At 61.6% G+C, this 26,207-nt stretch carries 25 protein-coding genes and 1 pseudogene; 16 read left to right on the top strand and 10 right to left on the bottom strand.

What is annotated here, in order from left to right:
• Positions 1 to 139: 139 nt before the first annotated feature.
• A complete protein-coding gene (locus C9I57_RS32765; protein WP_181321846.1) occupies positions 140 to 319 on the top strand; it encodes a hypothetical protein in 180 nt (59 codons plus the stop codon).
• A 36-nt stretch (positions 320 to 355) separates the two neighbouring features.
• Here C9I57_RS32765 and C9I57_RS14700 read toward each other — a convergent pair whose 3' ends face one another.
• Complete coding sequence (locus tag C9I57_RS14700) at positions 356 to 2,326, bottom strand: APC family permease (protein WP_107151427.1); 1,971 nt, start codon at positions 2,324 to 2,326, stop codon at positions 356 to 358.
• A gap of 613 nt (positions 2,327 to 2,939) precedes the next feature.
• Here C9I57_RS14700 and C9I57_RS14705 point away from each other — a divergent pair.
• Positions 2,940 to 3,632, top strand: a complete 693-nt coding sequence (locus tag C9I57_RS14705; RefSeq protein ID WP_258187652.1) for an HAD-IB family hydrolase — start codon at positions 2,940 to 2,942, stop codon at positions 3,630 to 3,632.
• Here C9I57_RS14705 and C9I57_RS14710 read toward each other — a convergent pair.
• Complete coding sequence (locus C9I57_RS14710; RefSeq protein ID WP_107151429.1) at positions 3,625 to 5,301, bottom strand: NRAMP family divalent metal transporter; 1,677 nt, start codon at positions 5,299 to 5,301, stop codon at positions 3,625 to 3,627. The genes C9I57_RS14705 and C9I57_RS14710 overlap by 8 nt on opposite strands.
• 115 nt (positions 5,302 to 5,416) lie before the next feature.
• A complete protein-coding gene (locus tag C9I57_RS32770) occupies positions 5,417 to 5,557 on the bottom strand; it encodes a hypothetical protein (protein WP_181321847.1) in 141 nt (46 codons plus the stop codon).
• 1,068 nt (positions 5,558 to 6,625) lie between these two features.
• Between C9I57_RS32770 and C9I57_RS14715 the strand changes: the two genes are divergently transcribed.
• Together C9I57_RS14715 and C9I57_RS14720 are read left to right on the top strand one after the other, a co-directional pair.
• A complete protein-coding gene (locus C9I57_RS14715) occupies positions 6,626 to 7,060 on the top strand; it encodes a hypothetical protein (protein WP_107151430.1) in 435 nt (144 codons plus the stop codon).
• A gap of 93 nt (positions 7,061 to 7,153) precedes the next feature.
• Complete coding sequence (locus C9I57_RS14720; RefSeq protein WP_107151431.1) at positions 7,154 to 8,647, top strand: carbohydrate porin; 1,494 nt, start codon at positions 7,154 to 7,156, stop codon at positions 8,645 to 8,647.
• A 475-nt stretch (positions 8,648 to 9,122) separates the two neighbouring features.
• Here C9I57_RS14720 and C9I57_RS14725 read toward each other — a convergent pair whose 3' ends face one another.
• The gene (locus C9I57_RS14725; RefSeq protein WP_107151432.1) at positions 9,123 to 9,425 is read right to left on the bottom strand and encodes a HigA family addiction module antitoxin; all 303 of its coding nucleotides are present in this window, start codon (positions 9,423 to 9,425) and stop codon (positions 9,123 to 9,125) included.
• Positions 9,426 to 9,434: 9 nt separating this feature from the next.
• Positions 9,435 to 9,713, bottom strand: coding sequence for a type II toxin-antitoxin system RelE/ParE family toxin (locus C9I57_RS14730; RefSeq protein WP_107151433.1), 279 nt, complete (start codon positions 9,711 to 9,713; stop codon positions 9,435 to 9,437).
• Between the two features lie 197 nt (positions 9,714 to 9,910).
• On the opposite strand from C9I57_RS14730, the pseudogene C9I57_RS33830 reads away from it, so the two are divergent.
• Positions 9,911 to 10,050 (top strand): annotated as a pseudogene (locus C9I57_RS33830) (IS3-like element IS407 family transposase); the annotation flags it as partial.
• Between the two features lie 5 nt (positions 10,051 to 10,055).
• Here the strand turns inward: C9I57_RS33830 and C9I57_RS14740 are convergent.
• Positions 10,056 to 10,325, bottom strand: a complete 270-nt coding sequence (locus C9I57_RS14740; RefSeq protein WP_258187653.1) for a hypothetical protein — start codon at positions 10,323 to 10,325, stop codon at positions 10,056 to 10,058.
• Positions 10,326 to 10,781: 456 nt separating this feature from the next.
• On the opposite strand from C9I57_RS14740, the gene C9I57_RS14745 reads away from it, so the two are divergent.
• The gene (locus C9I57_RS14745) at positions 10,782 to 11,456 is read left to right on the top strand and encodes a type 1 glutamine amidotransferase domain-containing protein (RefSeq protein WP_107151434.1); all 675 of its coding nucleotides are present in this window, start codon (positions 10,782 to 10,784) and stop codon (positions 11,454 to 11,456) included.
• Between the two features lie 201 nt (positions 11,457 to 11,657).
• On the opposite strand, the gene C9I57_RS14750 is transcribed toward C9I57_RS14745, so the two are convergent.
• Together C9I57_RS14750 and C9I57_RS14755 are read right to left on the bottom strand one after the other, a co-directional pair.
• Positions 11,658 to 11,888 (bottom strand): tautomerase family protein, encoded by a 231-nt coding sequence (locus C9I57_RS14750; protein WP_107151699.1) that lies wholly within the window; start codon positions 11,886 to 11,888, stop codon positions 11,658 to 11,660.
• 60 nt (positions 11,889 to 11,948) lie between these two features.
• The gene (locus C9I57_RS14755) at positions 11,949 to 12,659 is read right to left on the bottom strand and encodes an SDR family NAD(P)-dependent oxidoreductase (RefSeq protein WP_107151435.1); all 711 of its coding nucleotides are present in this window, start codon (positions 12,657 to 12,659) and stop codon (positions 11,949 to 11,951) included.
• A gap of 185 nt (positions 12,660 to 12,844) precedes the next feature.
• On the opposite strand from C9I57_RS14755, the gene C9I57_RS14760 reads away from it, so the two are divergent.
• The 5 genes from C9I57_RS14760 (at position 12,845) to C9I57_RS14780 (ending at position 17,719) form a co-directional block, all read left to right on the top strand.
• The gene (locus C9I57_RS14760) at positions 12,845 to 13,777 is read left to right on the top strand and encodes a LysR family transcriptional regulator (protein ID WP_107151436.1); all 933 of its coding nucleotides are present in this window, start codon (positions 12,845 to 12,847) and stop codon (positions 13,775 to 13,777) included.
• Positions 13,778 to 13,996: 219 nt separating this feature from the next.
• Positions 13,997 to 14,626, top strand: coding sequence for a helix-turn-helix transcriptional regulator (locus C9I57_RS14765; protein ID WP_107151437.1), 630 nt, complete (start codon positions 13,997 to 13,999; stop codon positions 14,624 to 14,626).
• A complete protein-coding gene (locus C9I57_RS14770; RefSeq protein WP_107151438.1) occupies positions 14,616 to 15,587 on the top strand; it encodes an ornithine cyclodeaminase family protein in 972 nt (323 codons plus the stop codon). Before C9I57_RS14765 ends, C9I57_RS14770 begins: the two co-directional genes overlap by 11 nt.
• Positions 15,588 to 15,653: 66 nt before the next feature.
• On the top strand, positions 15,654 to 16,793 hold the full coding sequence (locus C9I57_RS14775) for a threonine synthase (protein ID WP_107151439.1): 1,140 nt from the start codon (positions 15,654 to 15,656) through the stop codon (positions 16,791 to 16,793).
• On the top strand, positions 16,790 to 17,719 hold the full coding sequence (locus tag C9I57_RS14780) for an asparaginase domain-containing protein (RefSeq protein WP_107151440.1): 930 nt from the start codon (positions 16,790 to 16,792) through the stop codon (positions 17,717 to 17,719). The genes C9I57_RS14775 and C9I57_RS14780 overlap by 4 nt, the downstream gene beginning before the upstream one ends.
• Before the next feature lie 44 nt (positions 17,720 to 17,763).
• Here the strand turns inward: C9I57_RS14780 and C9I57_RS14785 are convergent, their stop codons facing one another.
• On the bottom strand, positions 17,764 to 18,909 hold the full coding sequence (locus C9I57_RS14785; RefSeq protein ID WP_107151441.1) for a branched-chain amino acid ABC transporter substrate-binding protein: 1,146 nt from the start codon (positions 18,907 to 18,909) through the stop codon (positions 17,764 to 17,766).
• 414 nt (positions 18,910 to 19,323) lie between these two features.
• On the opposite strand from C9I57_RS14785, the gene C9I57_RS14790 reads away from it, so the two are divergent.
• The 3 genes from C9I57_RS14790 to C9I57_RS14800 all read left to right on the top strand — a co-directional run bounded on the left by C9I57_RS14790 (position 19,324) and on the right by C9I57_RS14800 (position 22,481).
• The gene (locus C9I57_RS14790; protein WP_107151442.1) at positions 19,324 to 20,478 is read left to right on the top strand and encodes a pyridoxal phosphate-dependent aminotransferase; all 1,155 of its coding nucleotides are present in this window, start codon (positions 19,324 to 19,326) and stop codon (positions 20,476 to 20,478) included.
• Positions 20,479 to 20,576: 98 nt separating this feature from the next.
• Positions 20,577 to 21,368, top strand: a complete 792-nt coding sequence (locus C9I57_RS14795) for an ABC transporter substrate-binding protein (RefSeq protein WP_107151443.1) — start codon at positions 20,577 to 20,579, stop codon at positions 21,366 to 21,368.
• Between the two features lie 240 nt (positions 21,369 to 21,608).
• Complete coding sequence (locus C9I57_RS14800) at positions 21,609 to 22,481, top strand: LysR substrate-binding domain-containing protein (protein ID WP_107151700.1); 873 nt, start codon at positions 21,609 to 21,611, stop codon at positions 22,479 to 22,481.
• Positions 22,482 to 22,493: 12 nt separating this feature from the next.
• Here C9I57_RS14800 and C9I57_RS14805 read toward each other — a convergent pair whose 3' ends face one another.
• A complete protein-coding gene (locus tag C9I57_RS14805; protein WP_107151444.1) occupies positions 22,494 to 23,696 on the bottom strand; it encodes an MFS transporter in 1,203 nt (400 codons plus the stop codon).
• 309 nt (positions 23,697 to 24,005) lie between these two features.
• Between C9I57_RS14805 and C9I57_RS14810 the strand changes: the two genes are divergently transcribed.
• Both C9I57_RS14810 and C9I57_RS14815 read left to right on the top strand, forming a co-directional pair.
• Entirely contained in the window at positions 24,006 to 25,118 is a 1,113-nt protein-coding gene (locus C9I57_RS14810) for an alkene reductase (RefSeq protein WP_107151445.1), read from the top strand.
• A gap of 128 nt (positions 25,119 to 25,246) precedes the next feature.
• The gene (locus C9I57_RS14815) at positions 25,247 to 26,155 is read left to right on the top strand and encodes a LysR family transcriptional regulator (RefSeq protein WP_107151446.1); all 909 of its coding nucleotides are present in this window, start codon (positions 25,247 to 25,249) and stop codon (positions 26,153 to 26,155) included.
• Positions 26,156 to 26,207: the final 52 nt, after the last annotated feature.

Below are 26,207 nucleotides of genomic sequence, written 5' to 3' on the forward strand. Positions count from 1 at the left end.
GTCATGGTCGTGAGAGCCGACCCGCCGCCCGCCCGTGGACAGACAACCCGCGACTCAACGCTTAACGGAGGCTAGACCAAATCAAATCGCTGGCTGCAAATCCGTCCGTCGAACCGGGACAATCTCAGACGATGCGGGCGTGCCGTATACGTTCAAGCGCGTATTCGGGCAATGGGAGCGGACGATAGCGGAGCATGCCGCAAGCGATCTTGCCGACATCGTCGTGCTCGACGCAGGCGGTCTCGGCTTTTTGCGAAGATGGGGGACGTTCGCAAAGTTGTGGCGGCTCTGCTCGAAGCCCGTAACGATGGTTCACTGAAAGCCAACAGAAATCGCACTGGGACAGTCGCCGCCGCTATTCCACGTTCATTGGCAGCAGGACCATTTGCCTGCCTTCTTGGTGCAGGCGGCTCTGAATCTCGAGCGGTGTCCGGTTATGGAGCCAGGCAGTCAGGAAATTGACTCGCTTGAAAATCAGCTTGCTCGCGAAGCATACGCTGTTCGGGTACTCGGCCATCGTCTGCTGCGCCAGGCTGACAAACTCCTGCACGGGTTCAGTCCCAAATACGGCCCGCTGTTGCGCAGCAAGTCCGTGTTTTTGGCATTGCCCGACGTAGTAAGCGAGCGATTGCGTGATCTCGCGCTGCAGCCGGTCGAGATGCTCTTCACCCTCGTATGCCTTCGCATCGACTTCGCCAACCGCGAGAAAGATGAAGTTTCGAAAGTGTCCGGGAAACAGCCGCTGCACCCAGAGAAGAGCGTGCATGCTCGCGCCCCGGTGGCGGCCGACAAGCAGGATCGCTGTGGGTTGCGCCGGGTCCAGAGAAGCGCTTGGTTCCGAATCAAGCTGCGGCGCAGGACCAGCAAACAAGGCATCCGCCTTTGCTAGCTGTTCATGTGTGTCATCGTAATGTCGCTTGATCGCGACACAGATGGCAATGACGAGCCCCGTGACCAGCACGGTCAGCCAGCCGCCCGCCGTGAATTTCTCAATCAGCGTGATGATGAGCACGGTAGCCGTAACTGAAAGCCCGAGCGCCGACAATGCAAAGTGACTGAACCAGGGCTCACCGCTGCGCCTCTTGTGCCACCAGTAGATCGACATACCGAGTAGCGACAGGCTGAAGGTCAGAAACACGTTGATGCTGTAGAGCACCACTAGCACCGAAACGTCGCCATGCGTCCACAACAGGATCAGCAGGCTGGCTACGCCCATGACGATAATGCCGTTCTGACGCACGAGGCGTGTCGAAAGATCGCGAAAATGACGTGGCACCCATGAGTCGGATGCCATGTTGGATAGGACCGCGGGCCCGTCGAGAAAGCCGGTTTGGGCACCGACTATGAGAAGCCCGGCCTCGAACGCGAGAACAGCTGCCAGCAAAGCGTGCCGGGCAAAGGCTGATCCGAGCCCGAGTTGATCGATCACGTTGCCGAACACGACGGCGTTCAGCGTCTGGCCCTCGACGGGTTTTGCATGCCACAGCATGTATAGCAAGATGATGCCGCCGGCGGTGAACGCCAGCGACGTCGCCATGTAGGCCATTGTCCATTTGCCATTGTTCACACGCGGTTCTGCCAGCATGTTGACGTTATTCGACACAGCTTCCAGGCCCGTATATGTGCCGCCCCCGAGAGAGAATGCGCGCAGGAGCAACGCGAGCATCGCCAGCGTGCCGGCTGACCGGGAAAGCCCCGCCGCTTCATGCGTTGCATTGGGCAAGACCTGCATCAGTGCGCTACCGTGCGCGGCAATGCCGTAGACGATCAAGCCGAAATGCAGGATCACAAAGCCGAGAAAAATCGGCAAGAGTACGACGATCGATTCCTTCATGCCGCGGAAATTGAGTCCGGTCATCAGCACGATGAGCGTCAGTTCGGTGCCAAGCTTGAATGCCTGAGCACTGACAGGAAACAAGCTGAACAAGGCGTCTATGCCGCTTGCGAGCGATGTCGCGATAGTCAGCACGTAGTCGACGAGAAGGGCGGAGCCGGAGACGAGGCCGGCGTGCGGCCCAAGCAACGCAGTACCGACGCGGTAGCCGCCTCCACCGGTTGGGAACAGCTGGATGACCTGGTTATAGCCCAGCGCGATGATGAAGACGGTGAGTGCGGTGGCAAAAGCGAGAAACAGTGCAAGGGGAGCGTGCTGGCCAAGAGCGAGAAAGGCCTCTTCCGGTCCGTAGCACGACGACGACAATCCGTCGGCGCCGAGCCCTACCCAAGCAAGTAGCGGTGTCACCGCAATAGCATGCCGAGTCTTCGGGTCCAGCGGGTTGAGCGGTTGGCCGAACAGAACCTTCCAAGCTTTTTGAAAGCCATTCATTGTGTCTCGGTGCCCGTTAAGAAAATCTTGGTGAATTGGATGCGGCGAGATTGTCCAGTGGTTTGCCAGCAGATCTCAATAGGGAGCGTCCACGAATCGCAAGGCGCGGGGGTGGCCGCCGCCTGATGATATGCGACAAGGGGCAGCCCGTCTAACGAGAGCCTTGGTCAATGAGTAACTGGCCGCAGGATGTGGCGCGCGAGTATCATTTGTCGGTTGTCGACCGGATGAAGACGAGGTTCACATTCGCGACGCAATGTAGGCCGGGCCGTTGTCGTTCCAGAGAATAGCGAGTCGTGACTGCATGGGTCAGCCGCCGCGACCAGCGGTCACCGCAAGGTGGCGGACCCGTCCGGGAATCGAGGCGAGACCCGAGCAGACTGTGAGCCGTCCGAGCACGCGACACAGACGCGCGAATTCGGCTATTGGGGAAATGCATGGCGACATATTTTCTACTAGGGGGCGGCTTTGGGCTGGGCCTCATGATTGCGATTTGGTTCTTTTGGGACAGCGCACGCATGTCGAAGGCGCCGCCGAGCGAGCCGGGCGTCAGTTCGAGCTCTTCCTATGTCGATACGCAACAGGAGTCGCTCGGCCATACGAGGAATACGCGTTGATCAAGAGGGCATACTGCGCGTCGGAAACCCTGTCTGGGCATGCGCAGATCGTCGCCGCTTTCGATTTCGACGGCACGATCACCACCTCGGACAGCCTGCGGGATTTCGTCCGCAATACAGTCGGTAACGCACGTCTGGTCTCCGGGATAATCCGTGCAGCGCCGTGGCTCGTTGGCAGGCTGATCGGCACGTGCGACAGGGGGAGCGCGAAAGCGCACTTTCTGTCCGCGACGCTCGGTGGGATGACCCGGCACTCGCTGGAGACTGCGGCGCAGCAATACGCGGCCAACCGATTGCTGAAGCTGATCCGTCCTGAGATGGCCGTGCGAGTCCAGGAGCATAGGCGCCGCGGCCACCGGCTCGTGCTTGTTAGCGCGTCACCTGCGCTTTACCTGGAAATCTGGGCGAGGAGCATGGGTTTCGAGGCCGTACTCGCAACCGAGCTTGAATTTCGCGATGACTGCTTTTCTGGTCGCCTCGCCTCGCCAAATTGCTGGGGACCGGAAAAGGCGCGACGACTGCAGCAATGGTTTGGGAGCAATCCGCCGCCCGTGCTCTACGTATATGGCGACAGTCGGGGCGACAAGGAAATCCTCGCGCTCGCCGATCATGGCTGGCTGCGCGCTCACGGTCGAATGCCCGCCATAGACGCATGGCGGGGACCAACGCCCCAGGCCCGCTCTACTTGAGAAGCGTCATCTGTACGACCTTGACGATGACGAGCCCCACCGCGAGCAGCAGGTACCCGCGCAACACCCCCATCCAGACGCGCTTGGCCAGCGTGAGGTTGGGCGGCGGCAGTTCGTCCAGCGGCGGCATGCGCCACGTGTCGCGTGCGTTTTTCGGCCAGACCTGGGCCGTACCTTCAGCGGTGCCATCCGCCGGATCGCGGCGAAGCCTGCGAAGCCCGATAGTCGCGGCATACCCGACAACGGCGAGCAGCGTGCCGCCGCCGAGCATGGCGAGAATCGTCTTGCCGCTCATGTCTGAGTACATCACCGATGCGGTCAAAATGATCGACAGCATTACCAGCACCCAAATCACCGCGCCCGTGAAGAGGTTCAGCTTCTTCGAGTTGACCCACGGGCCGAGCACGGCCTTGTCATTGCACAGCAGCAGCAGGAACACCGTGGCGCTCGGCAGCAGCACGCCCGCAAGTGTCTGCACGGCTTCGGTCAGCAGGCCGAGCGGGCTCCCGGGGATCAGCACGAGGGCCGCGGCGGCAGCGACAATGCCGAAGTAGACTAGGTAAAAGCCCTTCGCGTCCGACACGCCGCGATGCAGCGAATGACGGATCTTGAACACGTCCCCGATCGCGTAGGCGGTAGACAGCGACACCGCCGCCGCACCGATGATGGCGGCGTCGAACAGCGCGATCGCGAAGAGGACGGCCGACGTGTGACCCGCATACTTCTCGAGTCCGGCGATCACGCCGCCCGCATCCGTGAAATTGCCGAACTCGGGCTTGCCCGCATACAGTTGCGCGCAGAACGCGATCATTGCCACCGCACCGATCAGCACGAACACGATGCCGATCCACAGATCCGCTTTCTCATACTTCATGAAACGCGGCGTGATGCGCTTGTCGACGACATAACTCTGCTGGAAGAAGAGCTGCCACGGCGCGACCGTTGTGCCGACGATGCCGATCACGAGCAGCATGACATCCGAGAGCTTCGAGTGCGCGGGCCAGTTCGGAATGAAGAAGTCGCGCGTCATCTGGCCGACGGGCGGATGGATCGACACGAGCACGGGCACAAGCAGCAGGCTCAGCATGCACAGGAATACGGCGAAGCGTTCGAACCTTCGGAAATTCCCGGTGCTGACCGCCGCCATGGTCAGGGCTGCCGCGATACACACGCCGGCGATCTTCGAGACGCCGAAGAAATCGAGCACGAACGTGATGCCGATGAATTCCGTGACGATCGTCAACGCATTGAGCAGGAACAGGTCGATCACGCTGAACGCGCCCCAGAACTTGCCGAAACGTTCGAAGATCAGCCGTGCGTGGCCGACCCCGGTCACCGCGCCGAGGCGCAGCACCATTTCCTGGTTGACGTAAAGTACCGGCACCAGCAGCAGCATGGTCCACAGCAGCGTGGTGCCGTAGTTCTGGCCGGCCTGAGTATAGGTGCCGAACGCGCCGGCGTCGTTGTCGCCGACCATCACGATGAGGCCGGGACCGAGGATCGCGAGTAGCGTACGGAAGCGCGCCCACCAGTTGGTGCGCGGTGCGGTGTCGTGATGCGCGATGGTGCCGAGTGCGCCCTTGATGTCGCCGAGATGGGCGTCATCGAGAACCGCACTGCGTTCGATTGCTACGGCACGTGGTGGTGAAACGTTCGATGGTGTGGACATTTTGCTTTCTTCCCTGGTGATAGGTTATTCGAACGGGAATGCCCGCCTCCGCCATGCGCAACGCGTGAGTCGTCGAACGACGGCGTCGCTTGCGTATGACGGAAGGCACGCGAACTTATGAAATGAGCGTTTTGAGGCGGTGCCAGAAGGAGGCGAATTTGCGCGGCTCGCGAGCGTGCAGCGCAAGCATGGCGTCATAGTGGACGCGCGATTCTTCGATGTGCGGCAGTTGCGACAGCAGGAGGCAGAAGGTCATGATGTTTCTCCGTGCGTTTGGCTTAACGCGGTTTGCGGAAAGCCAGCGGACGCACAGGCCGAACGCATCATGCACGGCGACAGGCGCCTACTTGCTTTCCTCGGGTAACGATGAAAGTGAGTGGCATAAGGGATAACTGTCACTGTCCGGCATTTCGGCTCCTTTTCTGCGTTGGTTTAGCGCGTTTGCTTTGCTGCACGCGTTCGCTACGCGCGTCTGCTACATGCGTGTTTATCCACGCGTTCGATCACGCCGGATTCGACAAGGCGCGAACGAACGCGACCGCGAGTTGACGCTCGCAACGCGTTTGCCATGCGGACGCATCAGTGCTGCGTCCAGATGGCGCTAATCAAGGTGCACGGGGGATGTGGCTACGGCGCGCACCGTCTGCCTGATGGCAAGACGGCGGCTTAGGGAGAAGAGCGCGGACGTCCTGCGGGTCAGGCGGCGAAACAGTTCGAAGATCGACTACTGCAGGTTTCCAAGGCGTCAGCCCCATTTGTGAGAACTTCCAAATTTTAGACATTGGGTGGATCGGAAGTCAACATGCAACTCGAGGACAATGCACTGCACGTCTCATCGCCACGCACGGCTGCGGTCAATGACGTTCAGGGGCTTTCAGTGACAGGTGAGGATGGGCCGCAAGGAAAGGGGGTGTCGTACGAATGCAATACATAGAAGCCCTGCGCATCGCCCGGACCTGCCCCGTACACCCGGGGCGCACGGGGCTCACGACGTTTACGCTTTTTTTGCTTGCCGTTTTGCGCGCGGGCCGAATACAATTCGCCCCGTCTCAGAAAAAGGAGTCCCTCGTGGACGCATGCTCTAGCAGTGGAAGTCCGATGCCGGCCAGCGCCGGCAACAGAACCGCGAGATAGCCGCCACAGGATTGCTCCTTCGCTGCTAACTCGCTTTAGTCGGGTTAGCGCGCTTCATCATTGACCGGCCCTCCGCCGGTCTGCCAGTAGCACGCTCCCTCTGTTTGACCGTCTTCGCAAGCTCGCTTGCGAGACGTAGTCACGTCGTCATTCGTCGCCTGACACGATCAGGCAAGACGGAGGTGGGCCTATGTTCGTCAAATCGTTTGTTATGTCGGTTCGGGGTGTGGCGCATTTGCCTCGCCCGTTGCCAGCCGCCTTCCGCGCGCTACCTACGCGTGCTCGCGAGGATTGGGCCGCGCGCATCGTCGGGCATGCCGCCCGCGCGCATCTTCTGGTTATGCCGTCTGTCAGCCGTGGGACCGTTGCCAATGCCAGCGGATTCGTGCACTCGCGCAGCGCTCGCGACTTCGTCCGCGGTTTCGTTGTCGAGCATGCACGCCGCGCTGCCAAGATGGCGGCACGTGCCGCGCTACGGGCTGCCTATGTCGGTGGTCCGCTGACCCCCACTGGCTACACCATTCTCGCGGTGACCGTCGGCGCCGTCGTGCTCGTCGCAATGTTGTCCGCTACCTCGACCGGTAGCGAACTCGACGGTGCGTTACGTCTGAGCTGGTGGTTTTAACGAAGGGGCCGGCTTCACGGCCCCGCCATATTTCCGGTGTCACATCCTTTAACGAACGGATCTTTCGGCCGTGTAACCTTGCTTTGACCTCTCATGAAGAAAAAACTGAACACCACGCTGGTACACTCCGGCGCGCCCGTCGGTCTGACTTTCCTGCTATCCGTCGGCATGGTGCCGGCCGCCTTCGCACAAGCAAGCGATCAGCCCGCTCCTGCGGAAGCGTCGGCGCAGCCGTCATCTGCCGCGGGAGTGGATGGGGCGGCGAACAAGGCAGACCAGGCGCCTCCCGCCCCAGCTGGCTTCTGGGACCGGTCGAACCTGTTCGGCGACATGGGAGGGCTGCGCACGTTCCTGGGCAACCACGGTGTGACGTTCAACGTGCAGGAGACGAGCGAGCTCTACGGCAACTTCACGGGCGGCACGCGACGCGGCGTGTCCTATGACGGCGCTACGCAATTCGGTCTCAACGTCGACACAGAGAAGGCGATCGGACTGAAGGGCGGTCAGTTCTTCGTCGATGCGCTGCAGATTCATGGTCGCGGCATCACAGCCTCGCATCTCGATACGCTGCAAAGCGTGAGCGGCGTTGAAGCCGAAGCGACGACCCGTTTGTGGGAGTTCTGGTATCAGCAGTCCATCGGCGACAAGGTCGACGTGAGGATTGGCCAACAGAGCCTCGATCAGGAGTTCATCGTGAGCCAGTATGCCGCGACCTTCGTCAACGCGACGCTCGGCTGGCCCGTCCTGCCGGCAGCCGACCTGCCCGCGGGCGGCCCCGCCTATCCGCTTTCCTCGCTCGGCGTGCGCCTGCGCGTGAAGCCGAGCGATTCGGTCACGATCCTCGGCGGCATCCTCGACGGCAATCCGGCGCCCGGCATCGGCGACGCGCAGAAGCTCAACAGCAGCGGCACGAACTTCAATCTCCATAACGGCACGCTGCTGATCGGGGAAGTGCAATACGCGATCAACCAGCCGCCGGCAAGCGGCACCCCAGCGCAGTCGGGCGGATTGCCGGGCACGTACAAGCTCGGCTTCTGGTACAACAACGGCCGCTTTGCCGACCAGCGCTATGGCACGGACGGCCTGTCGCTCGCGAATCCGGCATCGAACGGCATCCCCGCGACACACCGCGGCAACTTCAGCGTCTACGCGGTGGCCGATCAGATGGTCTGGCGACCGAGTGCCGACAGTCCGAAATCGGTCGGGGTGTTCACACGCGTGATGGGGGCCCCCGGTGATCGCAACTTGGTTGATTTCAATGTCGATGCCGGTGTCGTGCTCAAAGCACCATTCAAAGGACGTGACAGCGACGCGGTCGGCCTTGCCGTCGGCTATGCCAACATCAGCTCGAGGGCGAGCGGGCTCGATCGCGACATCGGCACGTTTACGACGCCGGGCTACCCTGTGCGGTCGGCCGAAACCGTCATCGAGGCGACCTATCAGTACCAAGTCGCACCGTGGTGGCTGTTGCAGGCGGATTTCCAGTACTTCTTCCGGCCGGGCGGGGGAATCCCCGCTTCGGCCGGCGGCACGCCGCGCATCGGCAGCGAGGCCGTGGCGGGGTTGCGGACGGTTCTTACATTCTGACGAGCGGCGAAGGAGAGCGGTGGCGTCGTCGCTCACATTTCAAACCGCAATCGCACGTATTGTGAGTCCTTGAGTAACCGGCGTTGCCGGAGGGTGCCGATCAACCGCGGCAGATATCAACATCGGAACAAGTGCAGCGGGTCGCAGGAGCTTACGCAGGCTATGCCTACATGACTGCACCGTACAACACAGGATCGGTAGTCATGGTGACCTTCGATTCCGGCCTGTCGCGCCCACTCTGCGGCATCGCGCGATCTGTCCTAATGATGTGGGAGGCAAAGCTGTTCCCCGTAGGGCCAACCTGAGCGGCGCGATGATAGGCAAGGGATTTATGGTGGACTAATGGCGGGCAGAACATAGAAATCACCACGAACCCGCCATTCCGCAAACATCAGCGGCGGAGACTCGCGTTGCCGCTGAGCGAAAAAAACCGCCCCAGCCGGGCGGTTGCTTGATGAAGATCAGGTTCTCGCGCTTAGGCTGACTCGGGCTCGAAGCGATGAATGTTGTCCAACGTTCGGGCCATCTCATCCTTCATGTGAGCGGTATCGTAGTCGAGCTGTAGGCCAGTCCAAAACTCGTCGTTCGTGCCAAAGAAACGGGAGAGGCGCAGACCCGTGTCGACCGTGATCGCGCGCGCGCCCGCGATGATTTCGCTGATGCGCGTTTGATCGACACCGATAGCCTTGGCAAGCCGGTACGCGGTGATGCCCATCGGAGAGAGAAACTCCTCCTGCAGGATCTCTCCCGGATGGGGATATGAAACTTGACGCGGCATGGCGCACTCCTAGTGATAGTCGACGATCTCGACGTCGTATGCATCCCCGTTATGAAACCGAAAACACACTCGATATTGATCGTTGATCCTGATGCTGTGCTGGCCGGCCCGATCTCCCACGAGTGCCTCCAGACAGTTTCTAGGCGGAATCCGGAGATCACTCAGAGTCTGCGCGCGGTTCAACATGGCGAGCTTGCGCATCGCGACCTTTTCGATGTTCGCGAATCTTGCAACCCTCGTGCCTAGGAACAGGGCCTCCGTGTCGGCGCAGCAGAAGGTCTTGATCATGGACGAATGCTATTGCGCCGCAATAGTAACGTCAAGCACAATTACGTAAGTGTTTGTTCTACCTCACATCTCGACAGAATTTGCCGATAACGTTCGACAGCGCGAGGCGCTGCAAATCGCAACGTTATGACTCTCCTGACGGGTCGCTTTATTAGGGTCAAAAACGCTACTCGCCCATGCCGGCACCAATGAAGCCTCGTGAAGTTGGGCTGGCCGTGCGACGCCGTCGTCGGCGCCCGGCGTCATGATTGAACGCGAGCAGTTGGCATTGCAGAGCGGGCCCAACGAAGTTTGGTCGCTGTCTTGTGTCCGCTTGGCTTCTCTGACCGCGAGGCAATCGCCTTACGTCTTCCCGTCGTCGTCACGCTTATGCCAGCGGCTTTTAATGCCGTGCTCACGAAGTAGTTTTTGCAGTCGCCAGTTCTCCGCGAGAAGTACCACGATCAGCACGGTCGTTGAGACTGAGAAGTACGACTCGCCCAGGTGGCGAATCGCCGCCCACGCGGCGACGGCCAGGACAAGTCCTGTAAGTACCAGCAATGCGCGATCGATCAACCATGCTTTCATTTCTTTGGCGTGCCGTTTCATCGATTCATCGAGATCATCGGTCATTGCTTAATGGCCCCGGCGGCGAGAGCCATCGCGCCATACGCGCGCCGGTTCGGCATAGGGCTCACTACTTCGGGATGCCGGAGCAATAAAACGCGCAAAGGTTCGCTCTCTCTCGTTTTAGTTGGTGTTCGCGCCGTCGAAGGTTGTCAACGCGGCGCGAGCGTCTGCATAGCATTGTGACGCGACTGAGATGCTATCGCCGCCCTTGCGACACGGGGCGGCGATACGCAGGGATGTCGACCGATTAATTGCGGCCTACGCCGGACGCAATCCCGCCTATGCTGAAGCTTGGCAAGGGTTGGCCACTCCTCGACACATCCCGCTCGCCGGAAGTTCGACACCAGCCCGAGCCGGCGGCCGACCGCCAGCCCGACAAGCAGGGTAAGCAACACAACTCGGCCGCGAGCCTTCAAGAACCGAAGGTGGCGGAACCCGGTTCCGGACACGGAGCATGCAATGAAGATCTTGATGGTAGTGACCTCGCACGATCAGTTAGGAGATACCGGGAATAAAACAGGATTCTGGCTCGAGGAGTTCGCTGCTCCCTACTACACATTCCTCGACGCAGGAGCGAAAGTTACCGTTGTGTCTCCCAAGGGCGGCCAGCCTCCGCTCGACCCCAAGAGCGATACCCCTGAAGGTGCGACTGACGCGACCAGGCGATTCAAGGAAGACCCGGCCGCTCAGTCGGTTCTGGCCAGGACGGTCAAGCTGGCTGACGTGAAGGCGGACGACTTCGACGCGATTTTCTATCCGGGAGGCCACGGGCCGCTGTGGGATTTGGCCGAGGACAAGAATTCGATCGCGTTGATCGAGGCCTTTTACAACTCTAGAAAGCCCGTGGCTGCTGTCTGCCATGCGCCAGCCGTTCTGCGTCACGTTGTTATCGACGGCCAGCCGATCGTCAAGGGGCGGCGCGTGACGGGCTTCACAAACTCGGAAGAAGAGGCCGTCCAACTAACGAAGGTCGTCCCGTTTCTCGTGGAAGATGAGTTGAAGCGACTGGGTGGCCTTTACGAGAAGGCAGACGATTGGCAAAGTTTTGCGATCACCGATGGCCTCTTGGTCACGGGGCAGAATCCAGCTTCCTCGACGGCTGCCGCGAAGGATCTGCTAGCACTCTTAGCCTGAGTCGTCAGTTTCTGAAGTTTCGCGACGCGCATGCCAACTTCGCAGCGCGAATCATCACCGATGTGGGTCGGCCCGCTTGCAGCGGGCCGACCTGAGCGTCGCGCTCGAACTTTCATCAAGTGTCCTTTGTCTTGCGCGCCGCGTCGTCTCAGAGACTGCGTTGGCCGGTCTTCACTGGCACCGGCCTCGGTGCGGTCAAACCTATTTCAGTCCTCTCTGCTTGCGGTATTCGAGAGCCGGTAGTCCGCCCCAGCCCCAGTTTTCCGTTTCCACTTCTTCGATGACGACGAACGTGGCCTCGAGCGGCTTATTCAACACGTCGAGCAACAGCTGGCTCGCGCCCTGGATGAGCCGCGCCTTTTCTTCTTTGGTGACGGCACTTGCACCGGGCTGCGTGCCCTCGCGGGTGACCTGAATAGTGACGATAGGCATGTCGTTTTCCTTGAAAAGTGATTGACGAATGTAGCGGGCGAGCGGCACGAACGGACGTGCTCAGTGCCCCGCGATCTGGCCACCGTCCACGTGAAGGATTTCGCCTGTCACGAACGGTGCCGAATCAAGATAGAGAATGGCGTTCACGATGTCGCTCATCTCACCCATGTGACCTACCGGATGCAGGGCTCCGAGCGCTGCGAGGCTTTCAGGTGGATGCATTGGCGACTTGATGATCCCTGGCGATACTGCGTTGGCGCGAATGCCGCGCTTTGCGTACTCGATCGCGAGCGAGCGCGTCGCGGCGGCGAGGCCGCCCTTGGTCAGCGAGGCCAGCACCGACGGCACTCCATCGATGGCGTGATCCACCAGGGTCGTCGTGATGTTGACCACGTGGCCGCTCGACTGCTTCTCCATTTGAGCAACCGCAAGCTGCGTGATGTAGAAGAAGCCTGCCAGATTGATGTTCGTTACCGTGGCATAGTCTTCGGCGGTATATTGGGTGAACGGTTTCGCGACGAAAATGCCTGCGTTGTTCACGAGGGTATCGACGCGGCCGAAGCGCGACACGGCTGTCTCGATGACGCGCCGAGCGGTGGCCGGATCAGCGATGTCGCCAGCCACAGTTGCGACATCGGCATCGTCAGACGGTTTGATGCTACGCGACGTCGCGACCACCTTGTGACCCAGCTTGCGGAACGCCTTGACTGTTTCGGCACCGATGCCTTGGGAGGCGCCGGTGACCACGATGACCTTGCGGGAGTTGCTCATATTAAACCTCTCGGAGTAGTTGATTCAGCTGTCTGGACGATCGGGCTCGTCGGAGCCGACGACGCAAATCTATGCGCATTGGCCTCGATTTCGAACACCTGGCATGGTCAAACAGTTGTGACGGGACGGAACAAGTTCGAGCGGGCCGATTCCCGACTGCCAGCTGCGCAGGCCGGAGCACGAAAATGCAAAGAAAATTCGACGATTTACTGCTGGGCAGCATCGAGCTTTTCTGCCGTGCGGCGGAACTCGGCAGCTTCACATTGGCTGCGAACTCCGCGAGCGTTACGCCTGCGGCGGTGAGCCGCTCGGTCGCCCGTCTTGAAGCGCGTCTCGGTGCACGGCTGTTCGTACGTAACACGCGCCAGATCCGCCTGACGGATTCTGGACGGCGCTACTTCGAGCAATGCCGGCAGGCGCTATCGCAGCTCGTGGACGCGGAGCGCGAAATGACCGGGCAGCAGACGACACCGGCAGGCGTGCTAAGGATCAGCATGCCGACCCCCTATGGCCACTACCGGGTGTTGCCGCTCTTGCCGGCTTTTCGCGAGCAGTTTCCGGAGGTTCGGGTCGAGGCCCATCTGAGCAACCGCAATATCGACTTTGCCGATGAGGGCTTCGATCTCGCGATTCGCGGACGTGCTCCTGCAGATTCCAGCCTCGTCGCTCGCAAACTGGAGGACGCGGATATGGTGGTAGTCGCGACGCCGGCCTACCTCCAGCGAGCGGGCGTGCCGAAGACGGTCGGAGATTTGGTGGCGCACGAATGCATTCAGTTCGAGGTGCCTAGCAGCGGCCGCAACCTTGCGTGGACCTTCGACAATCCGTCCGGCGACGGCGAAGTATCGACTAACGGCTCATATGTCACGTCGGGCGACGCGCTGGCGGGAGTCACCCTGGCGCGCAGCGGCGCCGGGTTGTGCCAGACCTACCGCTTCGTCGTAGAGGAGGATCTGCGTGCTGGCCGCCTCGTGGAAGTGCTCCATGACCATGGCCACCGCACGCGGCCGTTCATCCTGCTCTATCCGCACGGACGATACCTGTCTTCTCGAGTACGAGTGTTTGTAGACTTTCTCGTCGAGCGTCTCGCACGTGTGCCCCGCGCGCGCGTTGGATAAATGCCCCTGCAGGCCTTTGCGTTTGTCCCGGCGCTCCCATTCATGCGAAGTTTTTGCGGGCCGAACGTGTTGACCCGAGCGGAGATTTCCGAGACACCGTCTGGAAAATCAGCAGCCCCCGAAAACGTCCAGATCAACTAGACGGTTTGTTGTTGATTTGACAAAACTTCTTGTAATGGCCAAACTGCCAGCATGCCAAAGAAAACTCCTGGACCCAACATGCCGAAGAAGACTCCCGAACAGCAGCTACTGCTGGGGCAGCTCAAACAGGTCGCTGAAGGGCTGGCAAAGACCTTCGCCCCATTTACCGAGGTCGTGGTCCATGACCTCCTGGATCCGGAGCACGCGGTGCTTGCCATCCACAACAATCTGTCAGGTCGAGAAGTCGGACAGCCTGCGACCGAACTCGGGCTTGCGCGGATCATGGACCCTGCCTTCGAGCAGATCATCGCCAATTATCCGAACCAGTTCTCCGATGGCCGCCAGGTGAAGAGCACTTCCATCGGCATCAAGGACTCGAAGGGCGACTATATCGCCGCGCTGTGCTTGAACGTCGACCTCACGCTGTTCCGCGGGTTTCAGAACATGCTGAGTAGGTTCATGGCGGTCGAGGGCACCACGCCTGCCAGTGAATCGCTGGATCCTGCTAACGCCGACCTCATTCGCACCCGTATCGACGAGTTCGCCGCACGCATGGCGTCGACACCCCGCTCGCTCAAGCCAGAGGAACGTCGCTCGCTCCTGAAGGAACTCAAGGCGGCCGGCCTGCTCGAGGTCCGTCGCGCAATGGACACCATTGCCGTCCACCTGGGCGTCTCTCGCGCAACGGTGTACAGCGATGCCAAGTGACGCCACGCTGCTTCTCGTCGACAAGCATGTCGTCGAGCAATTGCTCATACCGGACGACGTGATCGCGGCGGTGCGCGAGGCTTTCGAACTGCACGGACAGCGCGCGGGCCGCGTGTTTCCGGTAGTGCGCGAAAAGCTGACCACAGGCGGCATCTTCGGTATCAAGTCCGGCGACGTCGGTAGCCAGGATCTGCTAGGGTTCAAGGCGGCCGGCTTCTGGCCAATGAACCGGACACTCGGCGGTGAAGCGCATCAAGCCACCGTGCTGCTGTTCGATCCGGCCACCGGTCGGCCCATGTGCGTGATCGACGGCAACGCCATTACCACGGCGCGCACCGCCGCGGCTGGCGCCCTGGGGCTTTCCCTGCTGGCGCGCCAGGACAGCGCGGTCGCCACGGTCTTCGGCACCGGCATTCAGGCGAAGGCGCAGCTCGCGTTGGCGCTGAGAACGCTGCCTTCGCTGACGCATGTGAATTACGTCTCGTTGGATCGGGAGCCGCAGGCAGAGTTTGAATCTTTGTTTGCGGACCAATGCATATTGAGATGCGCCGCGAATGCGGATGAGGCGGTCGCCGAAAGTGACCTCATTATCACCGCGACGACCGGTAGCGGCCCACTTTTCGATGAAGCAGCCCTGCGCGCCGGGACGCATTTGAACTGCGTCGGTGCAGACACGCGAGGCAAGCGCGAGCTTCCCGCGGGCGTCCTCGATCGAGCCCGCGTCGTCGTCGATGACCTGGAGCAGGCCCGCGAGCTTGGTGAACTGCAATGGGCACCGCACACGCCTTCCGTCGAGATGGGAGACCTGATCGGCGGCCGTGCACAGTGGCGGCGCGAGCCGACAGATATCAGCGTTTTCGACATGACCGGCCTGGCTTTGCAGGACTTGACCGTCGCTCGATTGATCCACCGCCGCGCCACCAACCTGGGTCTCGGCGTCACCGTGGCGTGGCCCTGGTGATCGTCACAGCCATCATCGTCTTGGTCTTGCAGCGATCTAGGATGCGCCAACCAGGAGTCGGAAAACTTGAAACCGCACTACGTTGAGCCGCTCAGCGGCGCGACCTATCCTTTAGAGACGCCTCGGTGGTGTTCGGACGACCGCAGACCGCTCCTGATCTCGCCGCTGGCTGGAATTTCCCGAGATGACATCGACCGACGCCTTCGCTCCCAATGGCGCTATCGCGCATCGCTTCCAGTCGAGATCGTCTCCCCCATCTCCATGGGGGAAGGTTGCACCCCTCTGATCCAGAAGACATGGGACGACCACCGGCCGCATTTCAAGCTGGAGTGGTTCAGCCCCACAAGCAGCTTCAAGGATCGTGGCACCACGGTGATGCTCTCGATGTTACGGCAACAAGGGATCACGTCGGTTCTCGAGGACAGTTCAGGCAACGGCGGAGCGTCGGTGGCGGCGTATGGCGCTGCAGGCGCTATGCGCGTGAAGATTCTGGCTCCCGCGTACGCGTCGCCCGCGAAGATCGCCCAGATGCGAGCCTACGGGGCGGAGGTACAACTGGTCGACGGGCCTCGACAGGCGTGTGAGGATGAGGCAGTCCGGCAGTCCGCGAGCATCTTCTTCGCCAGCCACAATTGGCAGCCATTTTTCCTCGAGGGGACCAAGTCGGTCGGCTACGAGATCTGGGAGGACCTCAACTTCCAGGCGCCGGACAACATCGTCATGCCTGCAGGCGCGGGCAGCAATGTACTCGGCTGTTATCTGGCGTTTTCGGAACTGGTGCGCGCGGGGCAGATTCACAAAATGCCCAAGCTCTTCGTTTGCCAGCCATTGAACTGCTCTCCCATCGATGCCAGCTTCCAGGCGGGCGTCACAACTCCCGTTCCGCGCGAGGTTCGAAAGACAGTCTCCGAGGGGACGGCCATCGCCCATCCTCTACGGCTGGCGCAGGTGGTCAACGCTGTCAGAGAGACGGGCGGCATGACTGTCGCTGTGGAAGAAGAGGCAATCGTTGAAGCTCTCAGGCGGATTGCGCGAATGGGCCTTCTGCCTGAGCTGACTTCGGCCACCGCGGTTGCAGGATTTGATCGGCTTACACAGGTTGGGGCGATTCGGGCGCGAGAGGAGACGGTTGTCCTTTTGACAGGCACGGGTATCAAGAACGCCGGAGCCATCGCGGATATGTACGCTAAAGGCCATCCCCAATGAAAATCGGACTCCTGAATTGCGGCGGCACCATCACGGAGAGCTATCAGGTTGACGGGACGATCAAGCGTCTATTGGCACAAGATTTGATCGCATTGAGCGGTCAAGCAAACTGGATCGGACATGACATTGATCCTGTCGATAGCTGCGATCTGACTTTCGCCTCACTTTGCCGGGCTCGCGATGTCATGCGGCAGGATCGAGAGAGCGAAGCTTTCGTATTGTGCTGCGGCACCGATGCAATGGAAGATGTCGCCTATGCCGCCACTTTGCTTTTTGATCGTGGCCGGCCTGTCGTTTTAACCGGTGCTGCGATCCCCGGTGGCAATGCCAATGCCGATGGTCCGCGCAATCTGACTGATTCTGCAAATTTGGCGCGGGCCATGCCACAGGGTGCGAGCGTGCTCGTTGCCTTCGCGGGACGGATTTTCGATCCGGTCTCGATCGTCAAGATATGGCCGCAGGCGATTCAGCCCTTCGGACCGGAAACAGCGATCCGCGGTTCCATAGAGGCCGATATCGTCACGCGCACAGGATCGGGAATCGTTGACGAGCGTTACGCGGAACTCGATGTATCCGATCTCGGCGCCCGCGTTGCGATCGTCACGGAGACCTTCGGGTTACTCGTTGGCTTCCCGGATATCTCTGAACTCGACGGCATCGTCGTGGCAGGCAAGGGCGCTGGGGGCTTCTCCGCGCAGTCAGAGAGACTTCTGAGCGAAGCTGCACGGCATGTCCCTGTCGTGCTATCGACACGCTGCGCCCATGGTTTCCGGGTCAATCCAGCCGTAACGAAATATGCCTTTGATCGCGCCCACAACCTCGGCCTGACCACGGCAGGTTATGACGGTTTGAATGCATCAAAGGCGCGAATTCGGCTCATAGCCGAGCTTGGTCGTGCCAATCGCAGCAGAAAGGCTGAGCGCTGATCCGGCGCGGGCGCTCGGAGGCTCCCGCGTCAGCTCTGCTTCGATTACATCTTCTCGACCGCGAGCAGGGTCCGCTGGCCTTTGACGTATTTGTAGAGCGAGATGGAGCTGTCCTTCAAGTCGCCGTGCTCGTCGAACCGGATATGGCCAATCAGGGTGTTGAGATTGGTCGAGGGCATGGCGGCCAGGATACTGGCGCGCGTGATCGAGTTGGAGCGTTTCATGGCATCGACGATCACGTAGACGGCGCTGTAGGCAACCGCCGAGTAGACCACCGGATCGTGGCCGTACGCGGCCTTCAGGTCCTTGCTGAACGCAGCGCTGCCGGCCATCGCGGACAGATCGCCTCCCGCGACCGAGCAAACCACGTTGTCGGCGGCGTTGCCGGCCAGCCTGGCCAGGTTGGTAGTGCAGACGCCGTCGCCCGCCAGAATTTTGGCGGTGACTGCCAGCTGCATGGCCTGTTTAGCGAAGGGGCCGGCGGTGGCGTCCTCGCCGCCATACATGATGGCGTCGGGGCGTTCGGCTTTGATCTTGGTGATGATGGCCTTGAAGTCAGTGGCCTTGTCGTTGGTCGCGTCGCGCGAGAGCACCTGGATGCCTTCGGCCTTGGCGGTCTTCTCGAACTGGTCCGCAAGGCCCTGGCCGTACGCCGTGGCGTCGTCGACGATGGCGACCGTCTTGACCTTCTGGTTTTGGGCGTACTTTGCCAAGGCGGGGCCCTGCTGGGCGTCGGTGCCAATGACGCGGAAGGCGGTCTTGTACCCTTGCAGCGTGTACTGCGGGTTGGTCGAGCCTGGGGTGATCTGGGTGACGCCGTTGTCGCTGTAGATTTTCGACGCGGGGATGGACACGCCGGAATTCAGGTGGCCGATCACAGCCACTACGCCGTCGTCGACCAGCTTCTGCGCGACGTTGGTACCGGTCTTGGGATCGGCCTGGTCGTCCAGCGATTCCACTTCGAGGACGACCTTTTGGCCCCCGATGACCAGATTGCCGGCCTTGTTGATTTGATCGACGGCAAGCTTGACGCCATCGGCCGCATCCTGGCCCATGTGTGCAATGTTGCCGGTCAGTGGTTCGGCGCTGCCGATCTTCACGGTCACGTCGGCAAGAGCGGCTTGGCCGTAGGCCATGGCGATGCAGGCGAGAGTCAGCGCGGCGTTGATGGGTTTGAGTCGAGATTTCATGTGCTTGAGCCTCTTGTTGAACTGGGTTGCTGTTGAAAAATGCGTGCGGCGTCTGCCATCGAAGTCATCGGCATCGGCGACATTTCGAATGTGAGTATTCGTCAGAGCAACGCATCAGCCGAGGGCAAGCTGACTAGCACTCCGTAGCGTGGCGATCGGCAAGCTGGCCGCTGGCCAGCTGTTCCGTGGGCCCCTCGTTCTAGAAAGATTATCTAGAATTAAATAAAATGTATTGTAGGGGTAAACCCTTAGCCTCGATCCGGCGAGCGCGTCCGCCATGACAAAAACGCATGCCCCGCATGACAAAGTTTCGATTGCCGGTGCCGTCAGTGTCGGGCTTAATCGGTACCACTGGGTTCGAGTCGCCACCTGCGTGCAGGCGCGGCGCAGATCCCGCCAGATGGAGAAAGCCTCATGCAGAGCGCCTTGCAGATCCGCTCGAAACTTCCCGACGTCGGTACCACGATCTTCACGGTGATCGGCCAGCTCGCTGCTCAACACGACGCGCTGAACCTCTCCCAGGGCGCACCCAATTTTGATCCGGATGCAACGTTGATCGACGGCGTGACGCGCGCCATGCGCGACGGCCGCAATCAGTACGCGCCGATGGCGGGCGTCGGCGTCTTGCGCGATGCGCTCGCACAAAAAGTGGAGCAGATCTATGGCGCCCGCTACGACCCGGCGACCGAGATCACCGTCGTCGCGAGCGCGAGCGAAGGCCTTTATGCGGCGATCAGCGCGCTCGTGCATTCGGGCGACGAGGTGATCTACTTCGAGCCATCGTTCGATAGCTACGCGCCCATCGTGCGTCTGCAGGGCGCCACGCCCGTGGCCGTCAAGCTGTCATCCGACCACTTTCGCGTGGACTGGGATGAAGTGGCCGCGAGCGTCACGCCGAAGACGCGCATGATCATCGTGAATACGCCGCACAATCCAACGGCCACCGTGCTCGGCGATGCCGACATCGAGCGGCTCAAGGCCATTACGCGCAATACCGGCATCGTGGTGCTGTCCGATGAGGTCTACGAGCACGTGATCTTCGACGGTCTCCGGCATCACAGCATGGCGCGCCACCGGGACTTGGCGGAGCGCTGCGTGATCGTGTCGTCGTTCGGCAAGTCGTATCACGTCACGGGCTGGCGTGTGGGGTACTGCCTTGCGCCTGCTGCGCTGATGGACGAGATCCGCAAGGTGCACCAGTTCATGGTGTTCTCCGCTGACACCCCAATGCAGTACGCGTTCGTCGCGGCGCTCGGCGATCCCTCGAGCTATCTCGGGCTCGCCGGGTTCTACCAGCGCAAGCGCGACCTGCTCGCCAATGCACTCAAAAAGTCGCGTTTCGAGTTGCTGCCTAGCGAAGGTACCTTTTTTATGCTCGCGCGCTTCCGACATTTCTCGGATGAACGCGACAGCGACTTCGTGCTGCGCTTGATTCGCGATGCACGGGTCGCGACCATTCCGCTGTCGGCCTTCTATACCGACGGCACGGACTTGGGGCTGATCCGCCTGAGCTTTTCGAAGGACGATGCCACGCTGCTCGAAGGCGCGCGGCGGTTGTGCGAAATCTGAAGGCGCGCGGCATGGGCGCCATGCAAGGCACAGTGAATCGCGCGGCGCTTATGGGCGTCTAGAAGCGACGTGCCATCACAAATGAAAGGGGATCATCCATGAAGTTGCTCGGAAAACTGCTCGTGCTCGCGTGTGCGTTCGCCTCGGTATCCGCGTCGGTCAGCGCATTGGCGGCGGACTCGGTGTTGCGATTCGGCCTGGAGGCGCAGTATCCGCCCTTCGAATCGAAGGGGCCCAGCGGTGAACTGCAAGGCTTCGATATCGACATCGGCAACGCCGTGTGCAAGGCAGCGCATTTGACGTGCAAGTGGGTGGAGACCTCGTTCGACGGCCTGATCCCGGCGCTCGAGGGCCGCAAGTTCGACGCGATCAACTCGGCAATGAATGCCACGGAAAAACGCCGCGAAGCGATCGACTTCACCACGATCATCTATCGCGTCCCCACGCAACTGATCGCGCGTCGCGACAGCGGCTTGCTACCTACGCCCGAATCGCTCAAAGGCAAGCGGGTAGGCGTGTTGCAGGCATCGATCCAAGAAAACTACGCGAAAGCCCATTGGGAAAGCGCGGGCGTGTCGATCGTGCCGTATCAGGATCAGAATCAAGTGTATGCCGACCTTCGGACGGGGCGGCTCGATGCGACACTAGTGCTGGCGCCAGCAGGGCAGACCGGCTTTCTCTCGCGCCCGGACGGCAAGGACTTCGCATTCGTGGGCCAGCCCGTGCGTGACGACAAAATTCTGGGCAGCGGCATCGCCTTCGGTATTCGCAAGGGCGACGCGGCTTTGAAGAAGCAACTCGACGCCGCGATCGCGAAGGTGCAGGCGGACGGCACCGTCAAGACGCTCGCGCAGAAGTACTTCGGCAATATCGACGTGTCGGCGAAGTAAGTGAAAGGCGCTGCAGGGCCAATGAAGCTTCGGGCCTGACTACACAAAGCGCGGGCGCGGTAGGTGAGATACCGCGCCCGCTTCGCGTTCGCATCATGAGCGGATTGCATGGGCCTCAAGGGAAATTCCGTATTGCACAATGGCATCGGATTTCTGATCTTATCGAGCGGGGCATCCCGCAGTCTGTCGGCTGGCCGGCGTGCATCAATCAACTTCGGTTGCGCCACAGCGACTTTCGCCATGCGACGACTTCCCCCTTTGAACGCGCTGCAGATCTTCGAGACGGTCGCACGCCACCGCAGCTTCACTCGCGCCGCCGAGCATTTGTGCCTGACGCAAGGCGCTGTCAGCCGGCAAATTCTGGCGCTGGAGGATTACTATCAATTCCCGCTTTTCACGCGTCACGCCAAAGGGCTGACGTTGACGGCCGAGGGCGAGCAATTGCTGCCCGCGGTGAAGGAGAGCTTTGCGCGCATCGAAGAAATCTCGCTTCGTCTCACGCGCCAGCGCACCGACCTTGCGCTCAAGGTGCCCACCTGTGTCATGCGATGGATGCTCCCTAAGATCATGCAATTCCAGGCCGAGCACCCGAGCCTCCAAGTTCAGATCACGACGACCGGGCAGCACAATGTCGATTTCAGAGTCGAGCCGTTCGATGCGGCGATCATCTACGGTTCATCGCCTGGCGCCGAAGTGCACGCCGTGCCGTTGTTCGATGAGCGGCTCACGCCCGTTTGCACGCCCCAACTGCTCGACGAGAAGCCGCTTACGGACACGTCGGATCTCGCTCAGCACACGTTGCTGCACCCTACCCGAGACCATCGGGATTGGAAGCTGTGGCTCGATCGCGTTGGCGCGTCCAACGTGGACGCGAGCCTCGGGCCGAGCTTCGAAACGCTCGATATGGCGACGAATGCCGCGATGCAGGGCTTCGGCGTGGCGATCGGCGACTCGATGCTGGTTGCGGAGGACGTCCTGGCCAAGCGTCTGGTCATGCCGTTTGACACGCTCGTCGAGACCGGCTCGCGTTACTACTTCGTGTACCCGGATTGCGTCGCGCATCAGCCGAAGGTGGTGCTTTTCAGTCAGTGGATGAGCGAGCATCACATGTAGTGGTGAGCTCGTTTAATGCGCCGGCTTTCCGACGAACAGGAAGCGGCCGAGCGCGAGCAGCGGAAACAGCGTGCCGGCGACCGCGACCCAGGTCCAGCCGCCATGTTCGTATAACGTGCTCGCGACCGCCGAGCCGACCGCGCCCCCGACGAAGATGCTCGTCATATAGATCGAGTTCAGGCGATTACGGCTCTTCGGGTCGAGCGCGTAGATTTCGCGCTGGCCGAGCACCATGTTCATCTGCACCGCGAAGTCGAGCAGCAGGCCGGTGCCGATGAGCCCGAATACGCCGAGGCCAGGAACTAGTACAACCGGTACGTAGCTGATCGCTGCCAGCGCGAGTGCGATCACCGTCGCGCGATGCGTGTGGCCTGCATCAGCGAGGCGCCCGGCGATCGGGGCAGATGTCGCGCCCATTGCGCCGACGAGCGAGAACACCGCGATCGCCGATTGCGACAGGTGATAGTGGTTCATCAGCTCCACCGGCACGGCAGTCCAGAACAGGCTGAACGAGCCGAACATCAGCCCTTGGTAAAGCGAGCGCTGGCGCAGCACCGGCAGCGTCGCGATGAGGTGTTGGAGCGAACGGATCAGTTGCAAATAGCTCGCCGTATGGTCGGGGCGCCGCCCCGGCAATGTCAGCGCCAGCAGCAACGTGACCAGCGCCATCGCGACTGCGCCGAATCCGAATACCGCGCGCCACCCGAAGTGTCCGGCGATGAAGCTCGCGATCGGCCGCGACAGCAGGATGCCGAGCAGCAGCCCGCTCATGATCGTGCCGACCACGCGGCCGCGGGTTTCGGCGGGCGCGAAGTGCGCGGCGAGCGGAATCAGCAGTTGCACGGCGACCGACGTGAAGCCGATCAACAGCGAGATCCCGAGGAAGAGTCCCGGTTCGTGTAGCGTGGCGGCGGCGGCGAGGCTTCCAATCGACAGTACCGCGGTGGCGATCATCAGCTTCTTGTTTTCGACCAGGTCACCCAGCGGCACAAGAAAGAACAGCCCGGCGGCGTAACCGATCTGCGTGAGAGACACGATCAGGCTCGCGGTGCTTTCGGACATATGCAGGTCGGGCGCGATCAGGGAAATGATCGGTTGCGCGTAGTAGAGGTTTGCGACGATAGCGCCGCAGCAGAAGGCGAACAGCAGAATCAGGCTGCGCGCCATCGTCGGTGCAGTGCCGGCGTGGGCCGGGGAAGCGAGGTTCGTGCTCATGTTGGGCTCTCTCTCGAAACGGGTGACGGGCGGGCTGCTTGGGCAGCGCCGATTGACCCGCAGCTTAGGCGGCATCATTCGTTAGCGGAATCCGGCGCGCCGACAACGCTGCTTTGCTCGGAGCGCAAAGGTTCCCAAGGGGCGCATTGCTCAATGCGATGCGGCGCGCGCCCCCACCACTTTTGCCTCGTGCGCAATGCCGGATTGCGCTGTGCCCGTATTCCGGGAGGGCGGAGGGCGTCTTAACCTTCGCTTGGCTGCCGCCCCTCGTCGGCTTTGCTTCATTTCCCGAAAGTCCGGAGAACCTTCATGTACCCGCATCTCTTCACGCCGATCGCGATCGGCCGCCGCACGCTCACGCATCGCATCGCGATGGCGCCGCTGACTCGCTCGCGCGCCGGGCAGCCTGGCAACGTGCCGAACGCAATGAACGTCGAATACTATCGGCAGCGGGCGTCCGCCGCGCTGATCGTGACCGAGGCGAGCCAGATCTCGCAGCAGGGGCAGGGCTATGCATGGACCCCCGGTATCCACAGCGCCGAGCAGATCGAGGGGTGGCGCGCGGTCAGCGACGCAGTGCATTCGGAAGGCGGCATCATCTTCCTGCAGCTGTGGCACGTCGGCCGGGTATCCCATCCGGTGTTCCAGCCCGGCGGCGCGGCGCCGGTCGCACCTAGCGCAATCCGCGCCCCGGGCAAGACTTTCATCGTCAACGCGGACGGCGGCGGCGAATGGGCGGACGTGCCTGAGCCGCAGGCGCTGACGGTCGGCGACATTGCCGCGATCGTAGACGACTATCGGCAGGCGGCGCGCAACGCGATCGCGGCCGGGATGGACGGCGTCGAGATACACGCGGGAAACGGTTATCTGATCGATCAGTTCATCAACTCGAACAGCAACCGGCGCACGGATGCGTACGGCGGCAGCCCCGAGAATCGCGCGCGCTTCCTCCTCGACGTCGTTGCGGCGGTGAGCGACGAGATCGGTGCGGACCGCGTCGCGGTGCGACTGACGCCGATGGGCCGCTTCTTGGGGATGGGCGACGACGCGCCGGAGCAGACCTTCGGCCATATCGTCGAGCGGTTGAACGCATGGCCGCTCGCGTACCTGCATCTGGTCGAGCCTGCCGTGGTCGGCACCGTGAAGGATGACAACGTCGATCCGCGCTGGGATGCGCTCATGATCGCACTGCGCCGCGCATACCGCGGCGTGCTGATGATCGCGGGCGGCTATGACGCAGACAGTGCCGAGCGGGCGATAGCAAACGGTCGCGCGGATCTGATCGCATTCGGCCGGCCCTTTCTGGCCAATCCGGATCTGCCCGCGCGGATCGCGGGCGGGCACCCGCTGAACACCCCCGACCCGGCGACGTTCTTCGGCGGCACCGAGGCCGGCTACACCGACTATCCGGCACTCGGGTGACCCGGTTGCGGGCGACGGGTCGGTCGCCCCCTCGCATCAGTCCGAACATGCAGTGCGTAGAGTCTCCGGAGACAGTGCAGAATAGCGGCTGCGCGCAAACCGCGTCGCACAATCCGCACAAGGGGGCTATGGACAAACTGCTCGCGCTGGAGACCTTTTCAGTCGTCGCGGAAACCGGCGGCTTCTCGAAGGCCGCGCGCCGGCTTGGCACCGCGACCTCGTCGGTCACGCGCCTGATGGATGCGCTCGAATCGTCGCTCGGCGTGACGCTGCTCACGCGCACGACGCGGCACGTGACGCTGACCGACGCCGGGGCGACCTATCTGGAGCAGGTGAGCCGGCTGCTGTCCGAGCTGATCGAGGCGGACGAGAGTGTCGCGGACGCCGGCGGCGACCCGGTCGGCACGTTGCGCATATCGGTACCGGTCAGCTATGCGCGGATCGTGCTCGGGCCGCACTTGGCCGCGTTTCTCGATGCGTATCCCCGCCTATCGCTCGATCTCGTCGTGTCGGACGCGTATCTTGACCTGGCGGCCGACCGACTCGACGTTGCGGTAAGAATCGGCGTGCCGGCACAGGACCCGGGGCTGATCGCACGCAAGCTGATGGACAATCGCCGCGTCGTCGTCGCGAGTCCTGCCTACCTGAAGCGAGCGGGAGTCCCCGCGGCGCCGGCCGATCTGGCAACGCATCACTGCTTGCGTTTTCCGTACCGGCAGGGGCGGCAGAGTTGGACGTTCACGCGTAACGGGCAGTCGGAGAAGGTCGAGGTCAAGGGCAGGTTGACCGCGAACAGCCTCGACATACTCCGCGAAGGCGTGCTGAACGGGCAGGGAATCGCGCTGGTGCCGACCTGGCTCGTGCAGAGCGATATTGTCTCCGGTGAGATCGTGCCGCTACTTGATGCATGGTCTGCGCACCCGGTTGCGGGTGATGCGCAGGTTTATGCTGCGTTTTTGCCGAACCGTCGTCATTCGCGCAAGGTGCAAACGTTCATCGCATTTTTTGCTGAACGATTGCGTGGAGCGCATGCATGAATGAATGCGGCGCGTCGGGACCGCGTCGTGCTCAGACGTGAGGGCGCGCTCC

Origin of the sequence: Trinickia symbiotica, from assembly GCF_003028655.1 — a bacterium.
Classification (GTDB): Bacteria; Pseudomonadota; Gammaproteobacteria; order Burkholderiales; family Burkholderiaceae; genus Trinickia; species Trinickia symbiotica_A.

Coding starts and splice junctions, on each gene's coding strand:
- C9I57_RS14700 (WP_107151427.1), bottom strand. CDS start 2,326: ATGAATGGCTTTCAAAAAGCTTGGAAGGTTCTGTTCGGCCAACCGCTC.
- C9I57_RS14710 (WP_107151429.1), bottom strand. CDS start 5,301: ATGTCCACACCATCGAACGTTTCACCACCACGTGCCGTAGCAATCGAA.
- C9I57_RS32770 (WP_181321847.1), bottom strand. CDS start 5,557: ATGACCTTCTGCCTCCTGCTGTCGCAACTGCCGCACATCGAAGAATCG.
- C9I57_RS14715 (WP_107151430.1), top strand. CDS start 6,626: ATGTTCGTCAAATCGTTTGTTATGTCGGTTCGGGGTGTGGCGCATTTG.
- C9I57_RS14720 (WP_107151431.1), top strand. CDS start 7,154: ATGAAGAAAAAACTGAACACCACGCTGGTACACTCCGGCGCGCCCGTC.
- C9I57_RS14725 (WP_107151432.1), bottom strand. CDS start 9,425: ATGCCGCGTCAAGTTTCATATCCCCATCCGGGAGAGATCCTGCAGGAG.
- C9I57_RS14730 (WP_107151433.1), bottom strand. CDS start 9,713: ATGATCAAGACCTTCTGCTGCGCCGACACGGAGGCCCTGTTCCTAGGC.
- C9I57_RS14740 (WP_258187653.1), bottom strand. CDS start 10,325: ATGACCGATGATCTCGATGAATCGATGAAACGGCACGCCAAAGAAATG.
- C9I57_RS14745 (WP_107151434.1), top strand. CDS start 10,782: ATGAAGATCTTGATGGTAGTGACCTCGCACGATCAGTTAGGAGATACC.
- C9I57_RS14750 (WP_107151699.1), bottom strand. CDS start 11,888: ATGCCTATCGTCACTATTCAGGTCACCCGCGAGGGCACGCAGCCCGGT.
- C9I57_RS14755 (WP_107151435.1), bottom strand. CDS start 12,659: ATGAGCAACTCCCGCAAGGTCATCGTGGTCACCGGCGCCTCCCAAGGC.
- C9I57_RS14760 (WP_107151436.1), top strand. CDS start 12,845: ATGCAAAGAAAATTCGACGATTTACTGCTGGGCAGCATCGAGCTTTTC.
- C9I57_RS14765 (WP_107151437.1), top strand. CDS start 13,997: ATGCCGAAGAAGACTCCCGAACAGCAGCTACTGCTGGGGCAGCTCAAA.
- C9I57_RS14770 (WP_107151438.1), top strand. CDS start 14,616: ATGCCAAGTGACGCCACGCTGCTTCTCGTCGACAAGCATGTCGTCGAG.
- C9I57_RS14780 (WP_107151440.1), top strand. CDS start 16,790: ATGAAAATCGGACTCCTGAATTGCGGCGGCACCATCACGGAGAGCTAT.
- C9I57_RS14785 (WP_107151441.1), bottom strand. CDS start 18,909: ATGAAATCTCGACTCAAACCCATCAACGCCGCGCTGACTCTCGCCTGC.
- C9I57_RS14790 (WP_107151442.1), top strand. CDS start 19,324: ATGCAGAGCGCCTTGCAGATCCGCTCGAAACTTCCCGACGTCGGTACC.
- C9I57_RS14795 (WP_107151443.1), top strand. CDS start 20,577: ATGAAGTTGCTCGGAAAACTGCTCGTGCTCGCGTGTGCGTTCGCCTCG.
- C9I57_RS14800 (WP_107151700.1), top strand. CDS start 21,609: ATGCGACGACTTCCCCCTTTGAACGCGCTGCAGATCTTCGAGACGGTC.
- C9I57_RS14805 (WP_107151444.1), bottom strand. CDS start 23,696: ATGAGCACGAACCTCGCTTCCCCGGCCCACGCCGGCACTGCACCGACG.
- C9I57_RS14810 (WP_107151445.1), top strand. CDS start 24,006: ATGTACCCGCATCTCTTCACGCCGATCGCGATCGGCCGCCGCACGCTC.
- C9I57_RS14815 (WP_107151446.1), top strand. CDS start 25,247: ATGGACAAACTGCTCGCGCTGGAGACCTTTTCAGTCGTCGCGGAAACC.